Raw genomic sequence first — 16,343 nt, 5'->3', positions numbered from 1 at the left:
GTCAGGTTGGACTGGGGTTTCGATACGCGCGCTTCGCGGGCTACTCAACCTTGATCCGTCGCGCGTCAACGCGGCTTCGCCGCACTGACCCGCACCGCATCAAAAGTCCATGCCACCCGTCGGGTCGCCGGCCGGAGCCGCGACCTTCTCGGGCTTGTCGGCGACGACGGCCTCGGTGGTGAGGAACAGACCGGCGATCGACGCGGCGTTCTGCAGCGCCGAGCGGGTGACCTTCACCGGGTCGTTGATGCCGGCCGCCAGCATGTCGACGTACTCGCCCGTGGCGGCGTTGAGGCCCTGGCCCGCGGGGAGCTCGGCGACCTTGTTCGCCACGACGCCCGGCTCGAGGCCGGCGTTGAGGGCGATCTGCTTCAGCGGAGCCTCGATCGCGACGCGCACGATGTTCGCACCGGTCGCCTCGTCACCCGAGAGCTCGAGACCGGCGAAGGCAGCCTTGCCGGCCTGGATGAGCGCGACGCCACCACCGGGGACGATGCCCTCCTCGACAGCAGCCTTCGCGTTGCGGACGGCGTCCTCGATGCGGTGCTTGCGCTCCTTGAGCTCGACCTCGGTCGCCGCGCCCGCCTTGATGACGGCCACGCCGCCGGCGAGCTTGGCGAGGCGCTCCTGCAGCTTCTCGCGGTCGTAGTCGCTGTCGGTGTTCTCGATCTCGCGACGGATCTGAGTCACGCGACCCTCGATCTGCGACGCCTCACCGGCACCCTCGACGATGGTGGTCTCGTCCTTGGTGATGATGACCTTGCGTGCACGGCCGAGCAGGTCGAGGGTGGCGTTCTCGAGCTTGAGACCGACCTCCTCGGTGATGACCTGGCCACCCGTGAGGATCGCGATGTCCTGCAGCTGAGCCTTGCGACGGTCGCCGAAGCCCGGAGCCTTGACGGCGACGGACTTGAAGATGCCGCGGATCTTGTTGAGCACGAGAGTCGCAAGCGCCTCGCCCTCGACGTCCTCAGCGATGATCAGGAGCTCCTTGCCGTCCTGGATCACCTTGTCGACGATGGGCAGAAGGTCCTTGATGTTCGAGATCTTCTGGTTCGCGATGAGGATGTACGGGTCCTCGAAGACGGCCTCCTGGCGCTCCGGGTCCGTGACGAAGTAGGGGTTGATGTAGCCCTTGTCGAAGCGCATGCCCTCGGTCAGCTCGAGCTCGGTGCCGAAGGTCTGCGACTCCTCGACGGTGACGACACCCTCCTTGCCCACCTTGTCGATGGCCTCGGCGATGAGCGCGCCGATCTCCGGGTCGCCGGCGGAGATGGACGCGGTGGCGGCGATCTCCTCCTTGGTCTCGACCTCCTTGGCGTCGGAGAGCAGCTGGGTCGTGATGGCCTGGACGGCCTTCTCGATGCCCTTCTTGAGCGAGATGGGGTCGGCGCCGGCAGCGACGTTGCGCAGGCCCTCGCGGACGAGTGCCTGAGCGAGGACGGTGGCCGTAGTCGTACCGTCACCGGCGACGTCGTCGGTCTTCTTGGCGACCTCCTTGACGAGCTCCGCGCCGATCTTCTCGTACGGGTCGTCGAGCTCGATCTCCTTGGCGATGGAGACGCCGTCGTTCGTGATCGTGGGAGCGCCCCACTTCTTCTCGAGAACGACGTTGCGACCGCGCGGGCCCAGGGTCACCTTGACGGCGTCGGCCAGGATGTTGAGGCCGCGCTCGAGACCGCGACGGGCCTCCTCATCGAAAGCGATGATCTTTGCCATGTGTGTTTCGTCCTCCCAGGACGGGGCTTATGGATTAGCACTCAACGAACCGGAGTGCTAATCCATTCTGGCACTCCCCCCTGGTGAGTGCAAGCCGCGGCGGAGGGTGGCGCAACACGCAGGAACGGGATGCCGCAGCATCCCGTTCCGTCGAATCTCGCCCCGTGCGCGCTCAGACCACGCGCACCGACTCCGCCTGCGGCCCCTTCTGCCCGGTGCCGACGGTGAACTCGACGGTCTGGCCCTCTTCCAGCACGCGGAATCCCGTCATGTCGATGTTCGAATAGTGGACGAAGACGTCCTGCCCTTCGGCAGTGATGAAGCCGAAGCCCTTCTCGGCGTTGAACCACTTGACGGTGCCCTGAGTCATGCGAATCTCCTGTTGCTGGTACGACAGGGTTCATCGTATGCACGCGGCACCACCGCCCGGAGGCCGCTCGAGGACTTGTTGACACGCAGAGACACAACTGTTTACCCCCGCGTAACAGTGGCCTTCTTTCCGCGCGTCGCGCGGCGTCAGGGAGTGGGGGTGGTGCTCTGCCCGGCGGCGGTGCGGTCCAGTCCGATCACCACGGTCAGCTGCCGGATGTCGGGATCGGCGGGCTGATAGACCTCGCTCTGCTCGATGCGCGCTCCGCCGATCACGTCGGCGAGGCCTGCGGCAGCGGCCTGGTCCTCGGGGGCGAGGTAGAACACCGTCGTCTCGGCGAAGTCGTCGGCACTCGCATCGCTCGGCAGCACCTGCCCGTCGGGCCAGCCCGCCGCGACCACGACGTCCTTCATCTGCGTCGCAAGGCCCTTCTCGGGCGTCGCGTTGAGGATGGTCACCTGGTAGCTCGTGTCGAGCACCGGGGTCACCTGGACGGTCGGCTCGACCGTGGACTGAGGCGTGGGGAAGAGCTCGATGCGGCCCGCGGCGAGCAGCGTGCCGAAGATGCCCACGGCGACGAGCACGATCGTGGCGAGCGCCGCCCACAGCAGCACCACCCAGCCGCGCATCCGGGGATTCTCCGCCCGGTGGGCGCCGACCCGGCCCTCTTCCGGAAGATCGTCGAAGCGATCCCGCGGGTAGGTCGTTTTCGGCACTCCACGATGTTACAAGGGTGCGCCCGTCCGTCCGCCCAGGCTGGCCGCGGCGCGGGCTTACCCGTGATCGCCGGCGGCGCGGCCGATCCGGGCCCGCGCGCGGGCGTCGCGCAGCCGGCGCAGGCGCTTCACCAGCATCGGGTCGTGGGCCTGCGCGTCGGCCGTGTCGATGAGGCGGCCGAGCAGCTGGTAGTAGCGGGCCGGTGGCAGACCGAGCTCCGCCCGGATCGCCTCCTCCTTCGCACCTGCATGCCGCCGCCACTCCGCCTCGAAGCCGAGGATGGCACGGTCGCGGTCGGAGAGGGGCACGATCTCACGCTAACGGCCGAGCACCGCTTCCCCGCCGCGCCACTCCACGGACGCGCCGAGCGGATCGACCGCAGCCAGCGGAACTCCGTCGCGACCGAGCACGAACCCGCCCCACGACTCCGCCGACACCGGCGTGCGCCACGCGTCGTGCAGGCCGGGAGGGTCGATCGAGATCCACACGGCGTCCAGTTCCCGCAGTGCGGCCAGCAGTCGCTCCCTCCCCGCGCGCGGGATGTGCGGCAGCACGCCGGGCGTCGTGACGACGAGCGTCACCCCGCGCGGCGCCCGCGCTGCGGCAGCCTGGAGCACCGCGGGATCGGAGGCGTCGCCCGCGATCATGGCCGGCGGCTCGGCGGCGACGATGTCGAGCGCCGCCTGGATGCGCTCCACCCGGCCGGTCTCCCCCGGCCACACGAGCGAGGCCAGGAACGCGCGGTCCCGCGGGTCGGCCGCGTCGAGCGGGTCGAGGTCGACCCCGGCGCGCCACACCACGTCGGGGAGTCGCAGCGGGGGGTCGCCGCTCACGTCGCACTCGAGCACGACGCTCGACGGCCCGGCCGCGGGGTCGAGCGACGGTCCGCCCCGGTAGCGGTAGGAGTAGCGGTCCGGGTAGAGGCACAGCCCGGCGCTCGCGCCCAGCTCGAGCAGGGCGAGAGGTCCGTCGAGCGTGCTCAGGGCAGGCAGCAGCGCAGCGCAGCGCTGCGGCTCGTTGGTCTGAAGACGGCGACGGGATGCCTCGGCCACGACCGCGTCGGCATGCTCGGCGAGCCACGCCGCCCACGCCCGGTAACCGGCCTCGGGGGCGCCCAGCATGCGCGTGACCGCGAAGACGAGCGGCGGCTGGCGGCGGGTCGGCGCGATCCTGGCGAGGATGGCCGCGGTCTCGGGGTCGGAGGCCACACCGGCCGCCCACTCGGCGTAGAGCGCGGAGCGCCCCGGAGCCTCGACACGGGCGAAGCGGTCGTAGCGCTCGGCGACGGCTGCGGCATCCGATTCCACTCCCCCATTCTCACCGTCCGCTCGCAGGAAGCACGGAGCCGTCGCGCCGAGACTGGGGTTGAATGGATGGGTTCCACATGTACGAAGCCCGGAGGAGTCATGACCTACACCGTCGACAAGAGCGACGACCAGTGGCGCGAGGAGCTCTCTCCGCAGCAATACGCCGTGCTCCGCGAGGCGGGCACTGAGCGGGCGTGGACCGGAGAGCTGCTCGACGAGAGCCGCGCCGGCCTGTACGCGTGCGCAGCCTGCGGCGCGGAGCTGTTCCAGAGCGGCACGAAGTTCGACTCGCACTGCGGCTGGCCGAGCTTCTACGAGTCGATCCGTCCTGAGGCGGTCGAGCTCATCGAGGACACCAGCCACGGCATGGTGCGCACCGAGGTGCGCTGCGCGGCGTGCGGGTCGCACCTGGGGCATGTCTTCCCCGACGGGTTCGGCACCCCGACCGGCGACCGGTACTGCATGAACTCGATCTCGCTCGCCTTCACACCGGAGGGATCCGCCGAGTGAGCATGCCATCGGGCTCCGCGCTCGAGGCGGTGCGTGCCCGGCGGTCCTGGTCGAAGGTCACCGACGAGGCTCCGACGCACGGCGAGCTGCTCACGCTCGTCGCGGCGGCGGGTCGGGTCGCCGACCACTCATCGCTGCAGCCCTGGCGGCTGATCGAGCTGCGCGGTTCCGACCGCGAGCGGCTCGGGCGCGCGATCGCCAAGGCCCAGGGCGACAAGAGTCCCTCCACAAAGCCGCTGCGCGCGCCGCTGCTCATCGCCGTCGTCGCGAGCTACAAGAAGAGCGACAAGGTGCCGCGCTGGGAGCAGGAGACCGTGGCCTCGGGCGTCGCCCATGTGCTGAGCCTCCTGCTCGACGAGGCCGGCTGGGGCGTCATCTGGCGCACCGGCGGCTACACGCGCGCGAAGGCGGTGGCCAAGGCGCACGGACTCGACAAGAACGAGCAGCTGCTCGGGTGGCTCTACGTCGGCGGCAAGCCGCCTCGCGAGCGCCTCGGGCGCCGCAAGGCCGTCGAGGCACGCAAGCTCGTCTCGCGCATGCCGACGTCGAAGAAGGACTGACGCGGCGCGCGTCGGTCGGCACCCGTCGCCCCCTCACGCGAGACTGCACCGGTGCACCGAGACTGCGGCTCGTAGGCGCAGTCTCGGTGCGCGGGTGCCGTCTCGGTGATCGAGGTGGCGTCTCGGTGATCGAGGTGCGGTGTCGGTGATCGTGCGGGTCAGCTCGGTGATCGAGGTGGCGTCTCGGTGATCGACGTGCGGGTCAGCGTCGCCGGCGGCGCCACGGCACGGCCGCGACGACGACGGAAGCCAGCGCGACGACGACCATCGCGAGCTGCTGCGCAGGGCCCGGGCTCGCCGGCGCCGGCCAAGCCATGTCGAGCACGAACGACGTCACAAGCTGACCGACGACGGCGCCCAGCCCGAGCAGCAGCACGCCGGTGTACTGCACGATCGCGGCCGACATGAAGATGTAGACGACGCCGAGCGCGCCGCCGATGTAGAGCCATGCGTCGGTGGGAAATGGCTGCGGCGCGCCGACCAGAGCGACGTGCACGGCAGCGGCGACGCCAAGGATCATCGTTCCGCCGGTGAAGTTCACGAGGGTGGCCGTGAGCGGCGTTCCGACTCGCTGGCGCAGCCGGCCGTTCGTCGCCTGCTGCCACGCGATCGCGATGCCGGCGAGGAACGGGAGCACCAGCATCCACACCGGCACGCCGGCGAGTCCGTCGCCCACGAGGGCGAGGGCGACCGCGGCGAGCGCGAGCACGCCGCCCAGAAGGCGCGGCACCGTGACCGCGACCACGCCGGCGGGCCCGAATCCGACCCGGTCGAGGAGCAGCCCGCTCACCGTCTGCCCGGCGACGACGCCGACCGTGAAGAGCGAGACGCCGATGAGACCGACGGCCAGGCCCTGCGTCGCGACCGTGAGAGCTCCGGCGGCGCCGCCTGCCAGCATCCACCACGGAATCGTCCGTCCGCGCACGCCGGATGCGAGGCGGCGGACGCCCGCGCGGCCCGAGGGCAGCAGCACGGAGAGCACGACCACGATCACCAGTCCGGAGCCGAACGAGATCGCTGCGGCGACGAAGCCGTCGTCCAGGCGGACGCCGAGCTGACCGTTCACCCGGGCCTGCACGGCGGTCATCATGCCGATGGCCGCGGCGATCGCGAGCGCGAGCAAAGCGGGTATGCGCGCCCGCGACGAGGAAGCGGAGGACATCGAGCCGGCTACGGGACTTGAACCCGTAACCCCCTAATTACAAGTTAGGTGCGCTACCAATTGCGCCAAGCCGGCAGTGCCCCTCAGTCTACCGACGGCGCACCGTGCCCGCCGCGCGGGATCACGGGGTCGGCGTGGGCGTCGGAGTCGGCGTCTCTTCGGCCGCATCGCTCGCGACGGTGAGGACGAACTGCGCGAACTCCTTGGGGTCGTTCAGGGCGCCGACGTACGGCATCCCGTTCACGAGCACCATGGGCGTGCCCGTCAGCGCCAGGCCGTCGGTGCCGGGAAGGCCGCCGAGCGCACGCTCGGTCGCGGTCTTCGCCCACGACGTGAAGTCCTGATCCTCGATGCACGCGCGGACGACCTTGGCGCCGTCGGCACCCGACGCGATCGCCATGGCGGCGAGCTCGCTGTCGGTATAGCCGTCGGAATCGACCTCGGGCTGCTGCGTGAGGAGGGTGTTGTTGAACGCGAAGAAGTAGTCCGGCGAATGCGTGGCGACGCAGGCCGCCGCTCCCGCGGCACGCAGCGAGTACTTGGTGCCGTTCGACTTCGACGTGAGCATCGCCACCGGGTAGTAGGTGAGCGTCGCGGCGTCTTCGCTGACCCACTTCGACAGCTGCTGCACGTTGGCCAGCTGGAAGTCGCGCGAGCCGGAGGACAGATAGTCGACGTACACGCGGATGTCGGCGGCGGGCCGCTCGGTCGGGGTCGGCGTGGGAGTCGGGGTGGCCGTGGGCGTCGGCGTGGGCGTCGCGGTGCCCTCGATCGTGCCGGCCTTGTTCTGGTCGTCGGTCGTGAGGCCGGCACCCGTGACGCCGGTGACGACGAAGCCGCCGTTGCTGACGTTCTGCGGGCTGAGCATGGGCTTCGACGCGGCCGACGAGACGGCCCACGTGACGACGATGGCGGCGACGGCGACCACGGCGATCGCGACGGCCGAGACCGTGGCGACGCGGATCAGGCGAGCGCGCGACTGGCGCGCCTGTACCTGCTGCGCCTTCTCTCGCACGGCGTCACGCCGCTCGCTGGGGGCAGCGGCGTTCGATGACTCGTCGCTCGACATGGAACCTCTCGGGACGGTTGCGGGTGCCGGGATGGGCGTGACCATCCGGGGGAACGGCCGCTCACGATGCTAGCCAGCCACCCTGTGAAATGCCCAGACGGAGGCTCCACGCGCGCCGTGTCATACTTGTCCTTGCGCCCGAAGAAGGGCGTGCGGGCCAAGCCCCCGCTCATTCCTCACTACGGATCGTCCGGCACGTACCTGCCGGTGAAGGAGAAGAGAACATGGCGTCCGTCACGTTTGACAACGCAACCCGCCTGTACCCCGGGGGCACGCGCCCCGCTGTGGACAAGCTCGACCTCGAGATCGCCGATGGCGAGTTCCTGGTCCTCGTCGGCCCCTCGGGCTGCGGAAAGTCCACGTCGCTGCGCATGCTGGCCGGCCTCGAAGAGGTCAACTCGGGCCGCATCCTCATCGGCGACCGCGACGTCACCGACGTCCCGCCGAAGGACCGCGACATCGCGATGGTGTTCCAGAACTACGCGCTGTACCCGCACATGACGGTCGCCGAGAACATGGGCTTCGCCCTGAAGATCGCCGGCGTCGGCAAGGAAGAGCGTGCCGCGCGCGTCCTCGAGGCCGCCAAGCTGCTCGACCTCGAGCCGTACCTGACCCGCAAGCCGAAGGCGCTCTCGGGCGGCCAGCGTCAGCGTGTCGCCATGGGCCGCGCGATCGTGCGCCAGCCGCAGGTGTTCCTCATGGACGAGCCGCTGTCGAACCTCGACGCCAAGCTCCGCGTGCAGACCCGCACCCAGATCGCTTCGCTGCAGCGCCGCCTGGGCGTCACCACCGTCTACGTCACGCACGACCAGACCGAGGCCCTCACGATGGGTGACCGCATCGCGGTGCTCAAGGACGGCCTGCTCCAGCAGGTCGGCACCCCGCGCGACCTGTACGAGAACCCGAGCAACGTGTTCGTCGCCGGCTTCATCGGCTCGCCGGCCATGAACCTGTTCCCGGCCGACCTGGTCGAGGGCGGCATCCAGTTCGGCACCGAGGTCGTCCCGGTGGACCGTGACACCGCCGGCCGCGCGCACGGCAGCCAGGTCACCGTCGGCGTCCGTCCCGAGGACATCATCGTCGGCCCGTCCGACGGCAAGGGCCTCTCGGTCGTCGTCGACCTCGTCGAGGAGCTCGGCGCCGACGGCTACCTGTACGGTCACACCGACATCGACGGCAAGCGCACCGACCTCGTCGCCCGTGTGGACGGCCGCAACCACCCCAACGCGGGCGAGACGGTCACCCTCGCGGCGACGGCGGGCCACGTGCACGCCTTCGACCTCGAGACCGGCGAGCGCCTCAACGACAAGCCGGTCGTCTCGGCGTAACCGATTACCGGTCGTAACGGCGCGGGTGGGAGAATTCCCCCCGCGCCGTTGCGCATTTCCAGGAGGGTGATCGTGCCGGAGTCGTTGAGCATCACGGCCAGCAGCGTCGACCCGGGGCTGCTCACGCTGCCGTGGTCGACCACACTCGCGGACTGGCCGTCGAGCAGCATCGTCTACCTGCCGAAGGGCATCTCGCGGCACCTCGTCCGCTTCGCCAACCTGTCGGGGCGCGTCGTCGCCATCAAGGAGACGACCGAGCAGATGGCCCGGCGCGAGTACGACATGCTCGGCAATCTCGACCGCCTCGACGTGCCGTGCGTGCAGCGCATCGCGGTGATCGCAGGGAGGACGGATGCCGCGGGCAAGCCCCTCCCCGCGGCGCTGGTGACCGCCCACCTGAAGTTCTCACTCCCCTACCGCGCGCTGTTCACGCAGGTGCTGCGCCCCGACACAGCCACCCGCCTCGTCGACGCCCTCGCCGCCCTGCTCGTGCGACTGCACAACGTCGGGTTCTTCTGGGGTGACGTCTCGCTGTCGAACACGCTCTTCCGCCGCGACGCAGGCGCCTTCGCGGCCTACCTCGTCGACGCCGAGACCGGCGAGCTGCACGAGACGGGGCTGACGCCCGGGCAGCGCGCGCATGACCTCGACGTCGCCCGCACCAACATCGCCGGCGAGATCATGGATCTCGAGGCGGGCGGCCGCCTCGAGGGCGGTGTCGACGCGATCGCGATCGCCGACGGCATCGTCTCGTCGTACCACTCGCTCTGGGCGGCCCTGCACGACAAGGAGTCGTTCGGCGTCGACGAGTCGTGGCGGCTCACCGAGCGGGTGCAGCGCCTCAACGACCTCGGCTTCGACATCGGCGAGATGTCGATCCAGACGACGGCAGACGGAACGCGCGTGTCGATCCAGCCGAAGGTGGTCGACGCCGGGCACCACACGCGCCGGCTCATCCGACTCACCGGCCTCGACGTCGAGGAGAACCAGGCGCGCCGCCTGCTGAACGACCTCGACGAGTTCCGCGTGCGCATCTCGCGCCTCGGCGACGACGAGGAGATGGTCGCGCACGAGTGGCTCACCCGCGTCTTCGAGCCTGTCGTGAAGGCGATCCCCTGGGACCTGCGGGCCAAGCTCGAGCCCGCCGAGGTGTTCCACCAGGTGCTCGAGCACCGCTGGTACATGTCGCAGGCGCGGGGCCGCTCGGTCCCCCTCGCCGAGGTGCTCACGAGCTACATCGACGAGGTGCTGCGCCACCGCCGCGACGAGGCGACCCTCATGGGGCCGCCGACCGAGACCGTGTCGCTCTCGGTCGTCACCTCGAGCATGCCGGTCGTCGACGACGATGAGGACGACGACATCGACTGGCGCGACCTCGTCTGACACGAGCCGGCGCAAGTCGCGCGCCGCTCCTGCATCAGGATGGGCCCGTCGGCAGGCTCGCGTCGCTTCGCTGGCTCACACGACCGGAGCCCGTCAAACGGCCGGGAGAAACGCCGCCCGCGCGTGCCCTAGCGGGTGTGAGACGCCCAGATCTCCCGACGCATTGACCGGGCGAGGCGTCAGTAGCCCACGGTGAAGCGCTTGCGCGGGTGCTGCGGGTGCTCGATCTCGTCGACGACGGCGACGGCCAGGTCGGCGCCCGAGATGAACGACTCACCCTCGGCGTCGGTGACGATGACGTCGCCGCCGGTGCGGTACGCGCCGGTGCGCTCGCCCGGGTTCCAGGCGCCGAACCCACCGGCTGGGTGCACGTAGAACCAGTCGCGCGACTCGGGTCCGGCCTTCAGGTCCTCCAGGATCCCGATCGCCTCGAGCGCCTCGGCCTTGTAGTCCTCGGTGAACGACGGCAGATCGACGACCCGCTCGCCGCCCTCGGTGACGAGGCTGCCGCCCGCGCCGCCGATCACGCCGACGCGCACGTCGTCCGGAAGCAGCGAGACCAGCGCGGCGACGTTGGGGCGGACGAGGCCCTCCATCTCGCCGCGCGCGGCCACGGCCGACACGACCACGTCGACGCCCTCGAGCTGCGCCAGCAGGTCGGGCACATCGGTGAGCGAGCCCTCGATGTACAGGGCGCCCTCATGCCGCTCGCTCGGGATGCGCCGCGCGATCGACAGCACGGTGTGACCGCGGCTCACGGCCTCGGCGACGATGTGACGGCCGGCGTATCCCGAGCCTCCGATGACGGCGATGCGTGCCATGTCCTGCCTTTCGACGTGTGGGTGCCGGCGACGGCCGGCTCTCGGATCACAAGCGGGGTGCGGCCGGGTTCATTCCCAGGAATGCGCCGGGCCGCGGCATCCGCTCAATCCTGCTTCTGCGCGCGCAGGGTCGCGACCTGGTAGAGCGAGACGGATGCCGCGATCCCGGCGTTCAGCGACTCGGTGGCGCCCGAGATCGGGATCGACACGATCTGATCGCAGGTCTCGGTGACGAGGCGCGACAGCCCCTTGCCCTCGGAGCCCACGACGATCACGACGGGTCTGTCGGCCAGCTCGAGGCTCGGCAGCGAGACGTCGCCCCCGCCGTCGAGGCCGAGGATGAACACGCCCTGCTTCTTGAACTCCTTGAGCATCGACGTGAGGTTGGCGGCGATGGCCACCGGGATGCGGGCCGCGGCACCTGCGCTGGTCTTCCAGGCGGCCGAGTTCACACTCGCCGAGCGCCGCTGCGGCACGATTACGCCGTGACCGCCGAAGGCGGCCGTCGAGCGGATGATCGCGCCGAGGTTGCGGGGGTCGGTGACGCCGTCGAGGGCGACGAACAGCGGCGTCTGGCCCGCGTCGATGACCTCCTCGAGGAGGTCCTGCGGGTGGGCGTATTCGTACGGCGGCACCTTGAGCGCGACGCCCTGGTGCACGCCGTCGAAGCCGGCCATGCGGTCGAGCTCGGGCCGCGTGACCTCGAGCACCGGGATGCCCCGGTGCGTGGCGATCGAGAGCATCTCCTTCACGCGATCGTCCATCTCGACGCGCTGCGCGATATAGAACGCCGTCGCGGGGATCTTCGCCCGCAGCGCCTCGAGCACCGAGTTGCGGCCGGTGACCGTCTCGGTGTCGTCGTCCTTCTTCCCACGGGGTGCGCGGTTCTGGCCCGAGCCGCCCGGCTTTCCTTTGCCGCCCGCGGCGGTGTAGCGCTCAGCGGCGGCCTTGCGCTTGCCGGCGGGATGCCACGCGCGGTCCTCCGCCTTAGGGGTCGGTCCGCGACCCTCGAGAGAGCGCTTGTTCTTGCCGCCGGTGCCCTTGGTGGGGCCCTTCTTGCCCTTTGCGGCGCCGGGGCGTCCTGGCTTGGCCATCAGTCTTCCTTTCCATCCGGGCTCCGCCCGGCAGTCTCGCTAGCGCGAGTCAGAGTTGTCGCGGGCCGCCATCGCGCCGGATTCAGCTCCGGCGAGACTCCAGTGCGTGCCGTCCGGCCCGTCTTCGAGGGCGATGCCGGCCGCCGCGATCGCATCGCGGATGCGGTCGGCCGCCGCCCAGTCCTTGGCTGCCCGCGCGTCGGCGCGCTGGGCCAGCATCGTCTGCACCAGGGCGTCGAGAGCGGATGCCTCGGCCGAGGCATCCGTCGACGTCCACTGCGCGTCGAGCGGGTCGACGCCGAGGATGCCGGTCATCTTCCTCACCTGCAGCGCCCACTCCCATGCGCCGGCGTCGTCGCCCGCGTCGAGAGCGGAGTTGCCCGCGCGGACCGCCTCGTGCACGACCGCGAGCGCCTGCGGAACGCCGAGGTCGTCGTCCATCGCCGCCGCGAACGCCTCGGGCACCTCGTCGGACCACGGGCCGCCCGACTCGGGCTCCGCATGCTCCGCGTCGGCGTCGGCCTCGACACCCTCGGGTCGCTCGGCGCTCCATTCGAACGGGCTCGGCATGCGCTGCACCCGTTCGAGGAACGTGCGGATGCGATCGACGGCGGCGCTGGCCTCGTCGAAACCGCGCTGCGAGACGTCGAGGCTGGAGCGGTAGTGGGCGGCCAGCAGGGCGTAGCGGATGACCAGCGGGTCGAAGTCCTCGAGCGCATCGGCGGCGAGCACGAAGTTGAACAGCGACTTCGACATCTTCTGGCCGTTCACCGTCACCAGGCCGTTGTGCACCCAGTACCGGGCGAACGGGTCGCCGGCCGCGGTGGACTGGGCGAGCTCATTCTCGTGATGCGGGAAGCGCAGGTCGAGGCCTCCGCCGTGGATGTCGAACTCGGGGCCGAGATAGCGGCGCGACATGGCGGAGCACTCGATGTGCCAGCCGGGGCGGCCGGGCCCCCAGGGCGAGTCCCACCTCGCCGAGGACGGCTCGTCGGCCTTGGCACCCTTCCACAGGGCGAAGTCGCGGGGGTCGCGCTTGCCGCGCGGATCGGCGTCGGCGGCCGGCTCCATCGCGTCGAGGCTCTGGCGGGTCAGGTCGCCGTAGGACGGCCACGACCGGACATCGAAGTACACGTCGCCTGCGGCATCCGTCCCCTCCTTCGCGGAGTAGGCGTGTCCCGCCTCGATCAGGCGCTCGATCAGCTCCTGCATCTGCGGGATGGACGCGGTCGCACGCGGCTCGTAGGTGGGGGGAAGGATGCCGATCGCGGTGTACGCGCGGGTGAACTCCAGCTCCATGCGGTAGGCCAGCGCCCACCACGGCTCGCCGTCGGAGGCGTTAGCGAGCACCTTGTCGTCGATGTCGGTGACATTGCGCACGAACGTCACGCGACCGTGGCGGTGGGCGAGCCAGCGACGAAGGATGTCGAAGCTCAGCGCGCCGCGGAGGTGACCGATGTGCGGGCCGGACTGCACCGTCGGGCCGCAGACGTAGATGGTGACATTCGAGGGGTCGAGCGGAACGAAGTCGCGCAGAGCCTGAGCTTTGCTGTCGTAGAGCTGAACCGTCACCGCATCAGCCTACCGGCCGGGTATCCGCTAGAACTGAGTGTGATGCATGTGCTCGCCGTCCTCGCCGCCGCAATGCTCTTCGGAACAACGGGCACGTCGCAGGCGCTCGGACCCGGGGGCACCACCCCGCTGTCGATCGGCGTGATGCGCATGGTCATCGGCGGCACCGGACTCGCGGTCCTCGCGTTCCTGCTCGCCGCCCGCCACGCGCGCCGCCGGCCGGCCGACGCCGCTCCCGCGCCCCGGCTGACGCTGCGGCCGCTGTCGCTCATGGTGCTGACCGGGGCCTGCCTGTCGGTGTACCAGCCGCTGTTCTTCCTCGGCACCGGGCTCAACGGCGTCGCGGTGGGCACTGTGGTGGCGCTCGGATCCGCGCCGATCCTCGCCGGGCTGCTGGAGTGGGCGCTGACGCGACGGATGCCGTCACCGACGTGGATGGGCGCGACAGCCCTCGCGACGCTCGGCGTGGTGCTGCTCGGCTTCGGCGGCGAGGCAGGAAGCGCCGGCGGCACCGACCCGCTCGGGCTGCTCGGCTCGATCGGCGCGGGGGCCTCGTTCGCGGTCATCGCCAACGCACAGCGCCGTCTGCTCGACGACGGCTGGGATCCGTTCACCGTCGTCGGCGCCATGGGCGCCTCTTCGGCCCTGCTGTGCGCGCTCGCGCTGCCGTTCGTCGATCTCGCCTGGCTCGGGACCACGAGCGGCGTCGTCATGGCGCTGTGGCTCGGGCTCGGGACTATCTCCATCGCGTACGTGCTGTTCACGTGGGGGCTCAGCGGACTCACCGCCGCGACCGCCGCCACGCTCACGCTCGGCGAGCCGCTGACCGCGAGCATCCTGGGCATCAGCGTGCTCGGTGAGCGGCTCTCGGTGCTCGCGATCGTCGGGCTCGTGGTGCTCGCTGCAGGCCTTGCACTGCTCGCTTGGGGATCGCGCTCACCCCGCGACCCGAAGCCGTACGCGGTCGAGGCCTGACGAAACCTGCCCGCAACGCGCGGGTGGCACACTGGCCTGCGACATGCACGCCACGATCCGCATCCAGCCCGACGACCTGAGCGGCGACGCCACACGGCGGCTCATCGCGTTCCATCTCGCCGGCATGCTCGAGACCTCGCCGCCCGAGAGCGTCCACGCGCTCGACATCGACGCGCTGCGCGACCCCGCCGTCGCGTTCTGGTCGGCGTGGGTCCAGGACGACCTCGCCGGCATCGGCGCGCTCAAGACGATGGACGCCGAGCGCGGCGAGCTGAAGTCGATGCGGGTCGACGACCGCTACCGCGGCTACGGCATCGGACGCGCGCTGCTGCGGCACATCGTGGCCGAGGCCGGTGCGCGCGGCATGAGGAGCCTGTGGCTCGAGACCGGAAGCACCGAGGAGTTCCTCCCCGCCCAGCGTCTCTACGAGAGCGAGGGGTTCACCAAGTGCGGGCCGTTCGGGGGCTACGCCGTGGATCCCTACTCGATGTTCATGACCCGCACGCTCTGAACGCGACGGGCGCGGCGAGTCAGGCCTTGACGACCAGCGCCACCGCGAAGGCCGCGACTCCCTCACCCCGGCCGGTGAACCCCAGCCCGTCGGTCGTCGTAGCCGACACCGACACCGGTGCGCCGCCGAGCGCCGCCGACAGGGTCGCCTCGGCCTCGGATCGGCGTGACGCGAAGCGTGGGCGGTTCGCCTGCACCTGCACCGAGACATTGCCGACCCGCCAGCCGGCCTCGCCGAGCAGGCCGAGCGTGCGCGCGAGGAACACATCCGCATGCGCGCCGGCGTACTCCGGGTGGTCGGTGCCGAAGTGAGTGCCGATGTCGCCCAGTCCGGCGGCCGCCAGCAGCGCGTCGACGATGGCATGCGCGACTGCGTCGCCGTCGGAGTGCCCCGACAGCGCCTGCTCCCCCGGCCATTCCAGGCCTGCCAGCCAGAGCGCGCCCTCGCCGCCGAACGCATGCACGTCGGTGCCGAGCCCGACCCGCGGGATCGCGACGTCGTGCTCGATGCGCGCCGAGGTGGTCGCGATCGGCCGGTCGGCGACGATGCTGCGCGCGCGGTCGAGGTCGTCCGCGGTCGTGATCTTGAAGGCGAGCGGATGCCCCGGCACGGCCGCGATGGCATGGCCGGCGTCGGCCACGAGCGCGGCGTCGTCGGTGAAGTCGCCGGTCGCGTCCCGATAGGCGGCGTCGAGCACCTCACGCTGGAACCCCTGGGGCGTCTGCGCGGCGGACAACTCGGACCTGTCCACCCCGCCGACGATCTCGGCGCCGTCGACGCGCTTGATCGTGTCGACGACGGGCAGCACGGGGATCGCCGCGGCCCGGCCCGACTCGATCGCCTCGATCACCCGCGTGAATACTTCGGGCGGCGTGAGGGCCCGCGCGGCGTCGTGGACGAGCACGATCTCGACGTCGGCCCACAGCGCCGACAGCCCGGCCTGCACCGACGCCTGGCGCGTCGCCCCACCGGGAACGACCGTCACGAGGTCGCGGCGATCGCCCGCGGCCTCGAGGGCCTCGCTCAGGGCATCGCCTTCACGCCCGGGAGGGGCGACGACGACGACCTGCGCGGCGGGGGCGTCGAGGACGCGCTCCAGCGCGTGGCGCAGGATCGTGTGCCCGTCGATGCCGACGAACCCCTTCGGCGCTCCGGCGCCGAGCCGCGTGCCGGATCCGGCCGCGACCACGATGATGCCGATGCGGGGAACGGGTGCGATGGTCACCCGATCCACGCTAGCGGGTG

The 16,343-nt window shown here is 70.8% G+C and carries 17 protein-coding genes and 1 tRNA gene; 6 read left to right on the top strand and 12 right to left on the bottom strand.

All coding sequences use genetic code 11. The annotated features are described in order from the left end of the window. Window positions 1-99: 99 nt before the first annotated feature. The 5 genes from groL to MK786_RS05115 form a co-directional block, all read right to left on the bottom strand. Window positions 100-1,719 carry a chaperonin GroEL gene (gene groL / locus MK786_RS05135; protein ID WP_241111156.1) on the bottom strand — a complete coding sequence of 540 codons (1,620 nt, stop codon included), beginning with the start codon at window positions 1,717-1,719 and terminating at the stop codon, window positions 100-102. Window positions 1,720-1,891: 172 nt separating this feature from the next. Continuing rightward, complete coding sequence (locus MK786_RS05130) at window positions 1,892-2,089, bottom strand: cold-shock protein (protein ID WP_191765706.1); 198 nt, start codon at window positions 2,087-2,089, stop codon at window positions 1,892-1,894. 146 nt (window positions 2,090-2,235) lie between these two features. Next, window positions 2,236-2,805 carry a LytR C-terminal domain-containing protein gene (locus MK786_RS05125; protein ID WP_241111155.1) on the bottom strand — a complete coding sequence of 190 codons (570 nt, stop codon included), beginning with the start codon at window positions 2,803-2,805 and terminating at the stop codon, window positions 2,236-2,238. A gap of 57 nt (window positions 2,806-2,862) precedes the next feature. Beyond that, window positions 2,863-3,114, bottom strand: coding sequence for a DUF3263 domain-containing protein (locus MK786_RS05120; RefSeq protein ID WP_241111154.1), 252 nt, complete (start codon window positions 3,112-3,114; stop codon window positions 2,863-2,865). A gap of 9 nt (window positions 3,115-3,123) precedes the next feature. After that, window positions 3,124-4,113, bottom strand: coding sequence for a DUF2332 domain-containing protein (locus MK786_RS05115; RefSeq protein WP_241111153.1), 990 nt, complete (start codon window positions 4,111-4,113; stop codon window positions 3,124-3,126). Window positions 4,114-4,212: 99 nt separating this feature from the next. Between MK786_RS05115 and msrB the strand changes: the two genes are divergently transcribed. Together msrB and MK786_RS05105 are read left to right on the top strand one after the other, a co-directional pair. Beyond that, entirely contained in the window at window positions 4,213-4,623 is a 411-nt protein-coding gene (gene msrB / locus MK786_RS05110; protein ID WP_241111152.1) for a peptide-methionine (R)-S-oxide reductase MsrB, read from the top strand. Between the two features lie 2 nt (window positions 4,624-4,625). After that, complete coding sequence (locus MK786_RS05105) at window positions 4,626-5,183, top strand: nitroreductase family protein (protein WP_241111346.1); 558 nt, start codon at window positions 4,626-4,628, stop codon at window positions 5,181-5,183. Window positions 5,184-5,385: 202 nt separating this feature from the next. On the opposite strand, the gene MK786_RS05100 is transcribed toward MK786_RS05105, so the two are convergent. The 3 genes from MK786_RS05100 to MK786_RS05090 all read right to left on the bottom strand — a co-directional run bounded on the left by MK786_RS05100 (window position 5,386) and on the right by MK786_RS05090 (window position 7,414). After that, window positions 5,386-6,345, bottom strand: a complete 960-nt coding sequence (locus tag MK786_RS05100) for a DMT family transporter (protein WP_241111151.1) — start codon at window positions 6,343-6,345, stop codon at window positions 5,386-5,388. Window positions 6,346-6,347: 2 nt separating this feature from the next. Beyond that, window positions 6,348-6,420, bottom strand: a tRNA-Thr gene (locus tag MK786_RS05095). Window positions 6,421-6,466: 46 nt separating this feature from the next. Next, window positions 6,467-7,414, bottom strand: coding sequence for a thioredoxin domain-containing protein (locus MK786_RS05090; RefSeq protein ID WP_241111150.1), 948 nt, complete (start codon window positions 7,412-7,414; stop codon window positions 6,467-6,469). Window positions 7,415-7,638: 224 nt separating this feature from the next. Between MK786_RS05090 and MK786_RS05085 the strand changes: the two genes are divergently transcribed. After that, on the top strand, window positions 7,639-8,742 hold the full coding sequence (locus MK786_RS05085) for a sn-glycerol-3-phosphate ABC transporter ATP-binding protein UgpC (RefSeq protein ID WP_241111149.1): 1,104 nt from the start codon (window positions 7,639-7,641) through the stop codon (window positions 8,740-8,742). 72 nt (window positions 8,743-8,814) lie between these two features. Then, on the top strand, window positions 8,815-10,125 hold the full coding sequence (locus tag MK786_RS05080; RefSeq protein WP_241111148.1) for a DUF4032 domain-containing protein: 1,311 nt from the start codon (window positions 8,815-8,817) through the stop codon (window positions 10,123-10,125). Between the two features lie 179 nt (window positions 10,126-10,304). On the opposite strand, the gene MK786_RS05075 is transcribed toward MK786_RS05080, so the two are convergent. The 3 genes from MK786_RS05075 to cysS all read right to left on the bottom strand — a co-directional run bounded on the left by MK786_RS05075 (window position 10,305) and on the right by cysS (window position 13,612). Next, window positions 10,305-10,946, bottom strand: a complete 642-nt coding sequence (locus MK786_RS05075; protein ID WP_241111147.1) for an NAD(P)-dependent oxidoreductase — start codon at window positions 10,944-10,946, stop codon at window positions 10,305-10,307. Window positions 10,947-11,050: 104 nt separating this feature from the next. Continuing rightward, window positions 11,051-12,040, bottom strand: coding sequence for a 23S rRNA (guanosine(2251)-2'-O)-methyltransferase RlmB (gene rlmB, locus MK786_RS05070; protein ID WP_241111146.1), 990 nt, complete (start codon window positions 12,038-12,040; stop codon window positions 11,051-11,053). 39 nt (window positions 12,041-12,079) lie between these two features. Beyond that, window positions 12,080-13,612, bottom strand: a complete 1,533-nt coding sequence (cysS, locus tag MK786_RS05065; protein ID WP_241111145.1) for a cysteine--tRNA ligase — start codon at window positions 13,610-13,612, stop codon at window positions 12,080-12,082. A gap of 42 nt (window positions 13,613-13,654) precedes the next feature. On the opposite strand from cysS, the gene MK786_RS05060 reads away from it, so the two are divergent. Then, window positions 13,655-14,587: a DMT family transporter gene (locus MK786_RS05060; protein WP_241111144.1), complete on the top strand. Its 933-nt coding sequence runs from the start codon at window positions 13,655-13,657 to the stop codon at window positions 14,585-14,587. 43 nt (window positions 14,588-14,630) lie between these two features. Beyond that, window positions 14,631-15,098 (top strand): GNAT family N-acetyltransferase, encoded by a 468-nt coding sequence (locus tag MK786_RS05055; RefSeq protein WP_241111143.1) that lies wholly within the window; start codon window positions 14,631-14,633, stop codon window positions 15,096-15,098. Window positions 15,099-15,117: 19 nt separating this feature from the next. On the opposite strand, the gene ispD is transcribed toward MK786_RS05055, so the two are convergent. Beyond that, on the bottom strand, window positions 15,118-16,323 hold the full coding sequence (gene ispD / locus MK786_RS05050) for a 2-C-methyl-D-erythritol 4-phosphate cytidylyltransferase (protein WP_241111142.1): 1,206 nt from the start codon (window positions 16,321-16,323) through the stop codon (window positions 15,118-15,120). Window positions 16,324-16,343 lie beyond the last annotated feature (20 nt).

The sequence above is a fragment of the Microbacterium sp. CFH 31415 genome (assembly GCF_022538185.1).
Lineage (GTDB): Bacteria > Actinomycetota > Actinomycetes > Actinomycetales > Microbacteriaceae > Microbacterium.
Note: the sequence above shows the minus strand (reverse complement) of the source record. Positions and strands in the feature narration are given on the sequence as shown.

Bases quoted from the DNA above. Each gene is read 5' to 3' on its own strand.
- MK786_RS05130 (WP_191765706.1), bottom strand. From the start codon at position 2,089: ATGACTCAGGGCACCGTCAAGTGGTTCAACGCCGAGAAGGGCTTCGGC.
- groL (WP_241111156.1), bottom strand. From the start codon at position 1,719: ATGGCAAAGATCATCGCTTTCGATGAGGAGGCCCGTCGCGGTCTCGAG.
- MK786_RS05090 (WP_241111150.1), bottom strand. From the start codon at position 7,414: ATGTCGAGCGACGAGTCATCGAACGCCGCTGCCCCCAGCGAGCGGCGT.
- MK786_RS05060 (WP_241111144.1), top strand. From the start codon at position 13,655: ATGCATGTGCTCGCCGTCCTCGCCGCCGCAATGCTCTTCGGAACAACG.
- MK786_RS05100 (WP_241111151.1), bottom strand. From the start codon at position 6,345: ATGTCCTCCGCTTCCTCGTCGCGGGCGCGCATACCCGCTTTGCTCGCG.
- MK786_RS05105 (WP_241111346.1), top strand. From the start codon at position 4,626: ATGCCATCGGGCTCCGCGCTCGAGGCGGTGCGTGCCCGGCGGTCCTGG.
- MK786_RS05085 (WP_241111149.1), top strand. From the start codon at position 7,639: ATGGCGTCCGTCACGTTTGACAACGCAACCCGCCTGTACCCCGGGGGC.
- msrB (WP_241111152.1), top strand. From the start codon at position 4,213: ATGACCTACACCGTCGACAAGAGCGACGACCAGTGGCGCGAGGAGCTC.
- rlmB (WP_241111146.1), bottom strand. From the start codon at position 12,040: ATGGCCAAGCCAGGACGCCCCGGCGCCGCAAAGGGCAAGAAGGGCCCC.
- MK786_RS05055 (WP_241111143.1), top strand. From the start codon at position 14,631: ATGCACGCCACGATCCGCATCCAGCCCGACGACCTGAGCGGCGACGCC.
- MK786_RS05075 (WP_241111147.1), bottom strand. From the start codon at position 10,946: ATGGCACGCATCGCCGTCATCGGAGGCTCGGGATACGCCGGCCGTCAC.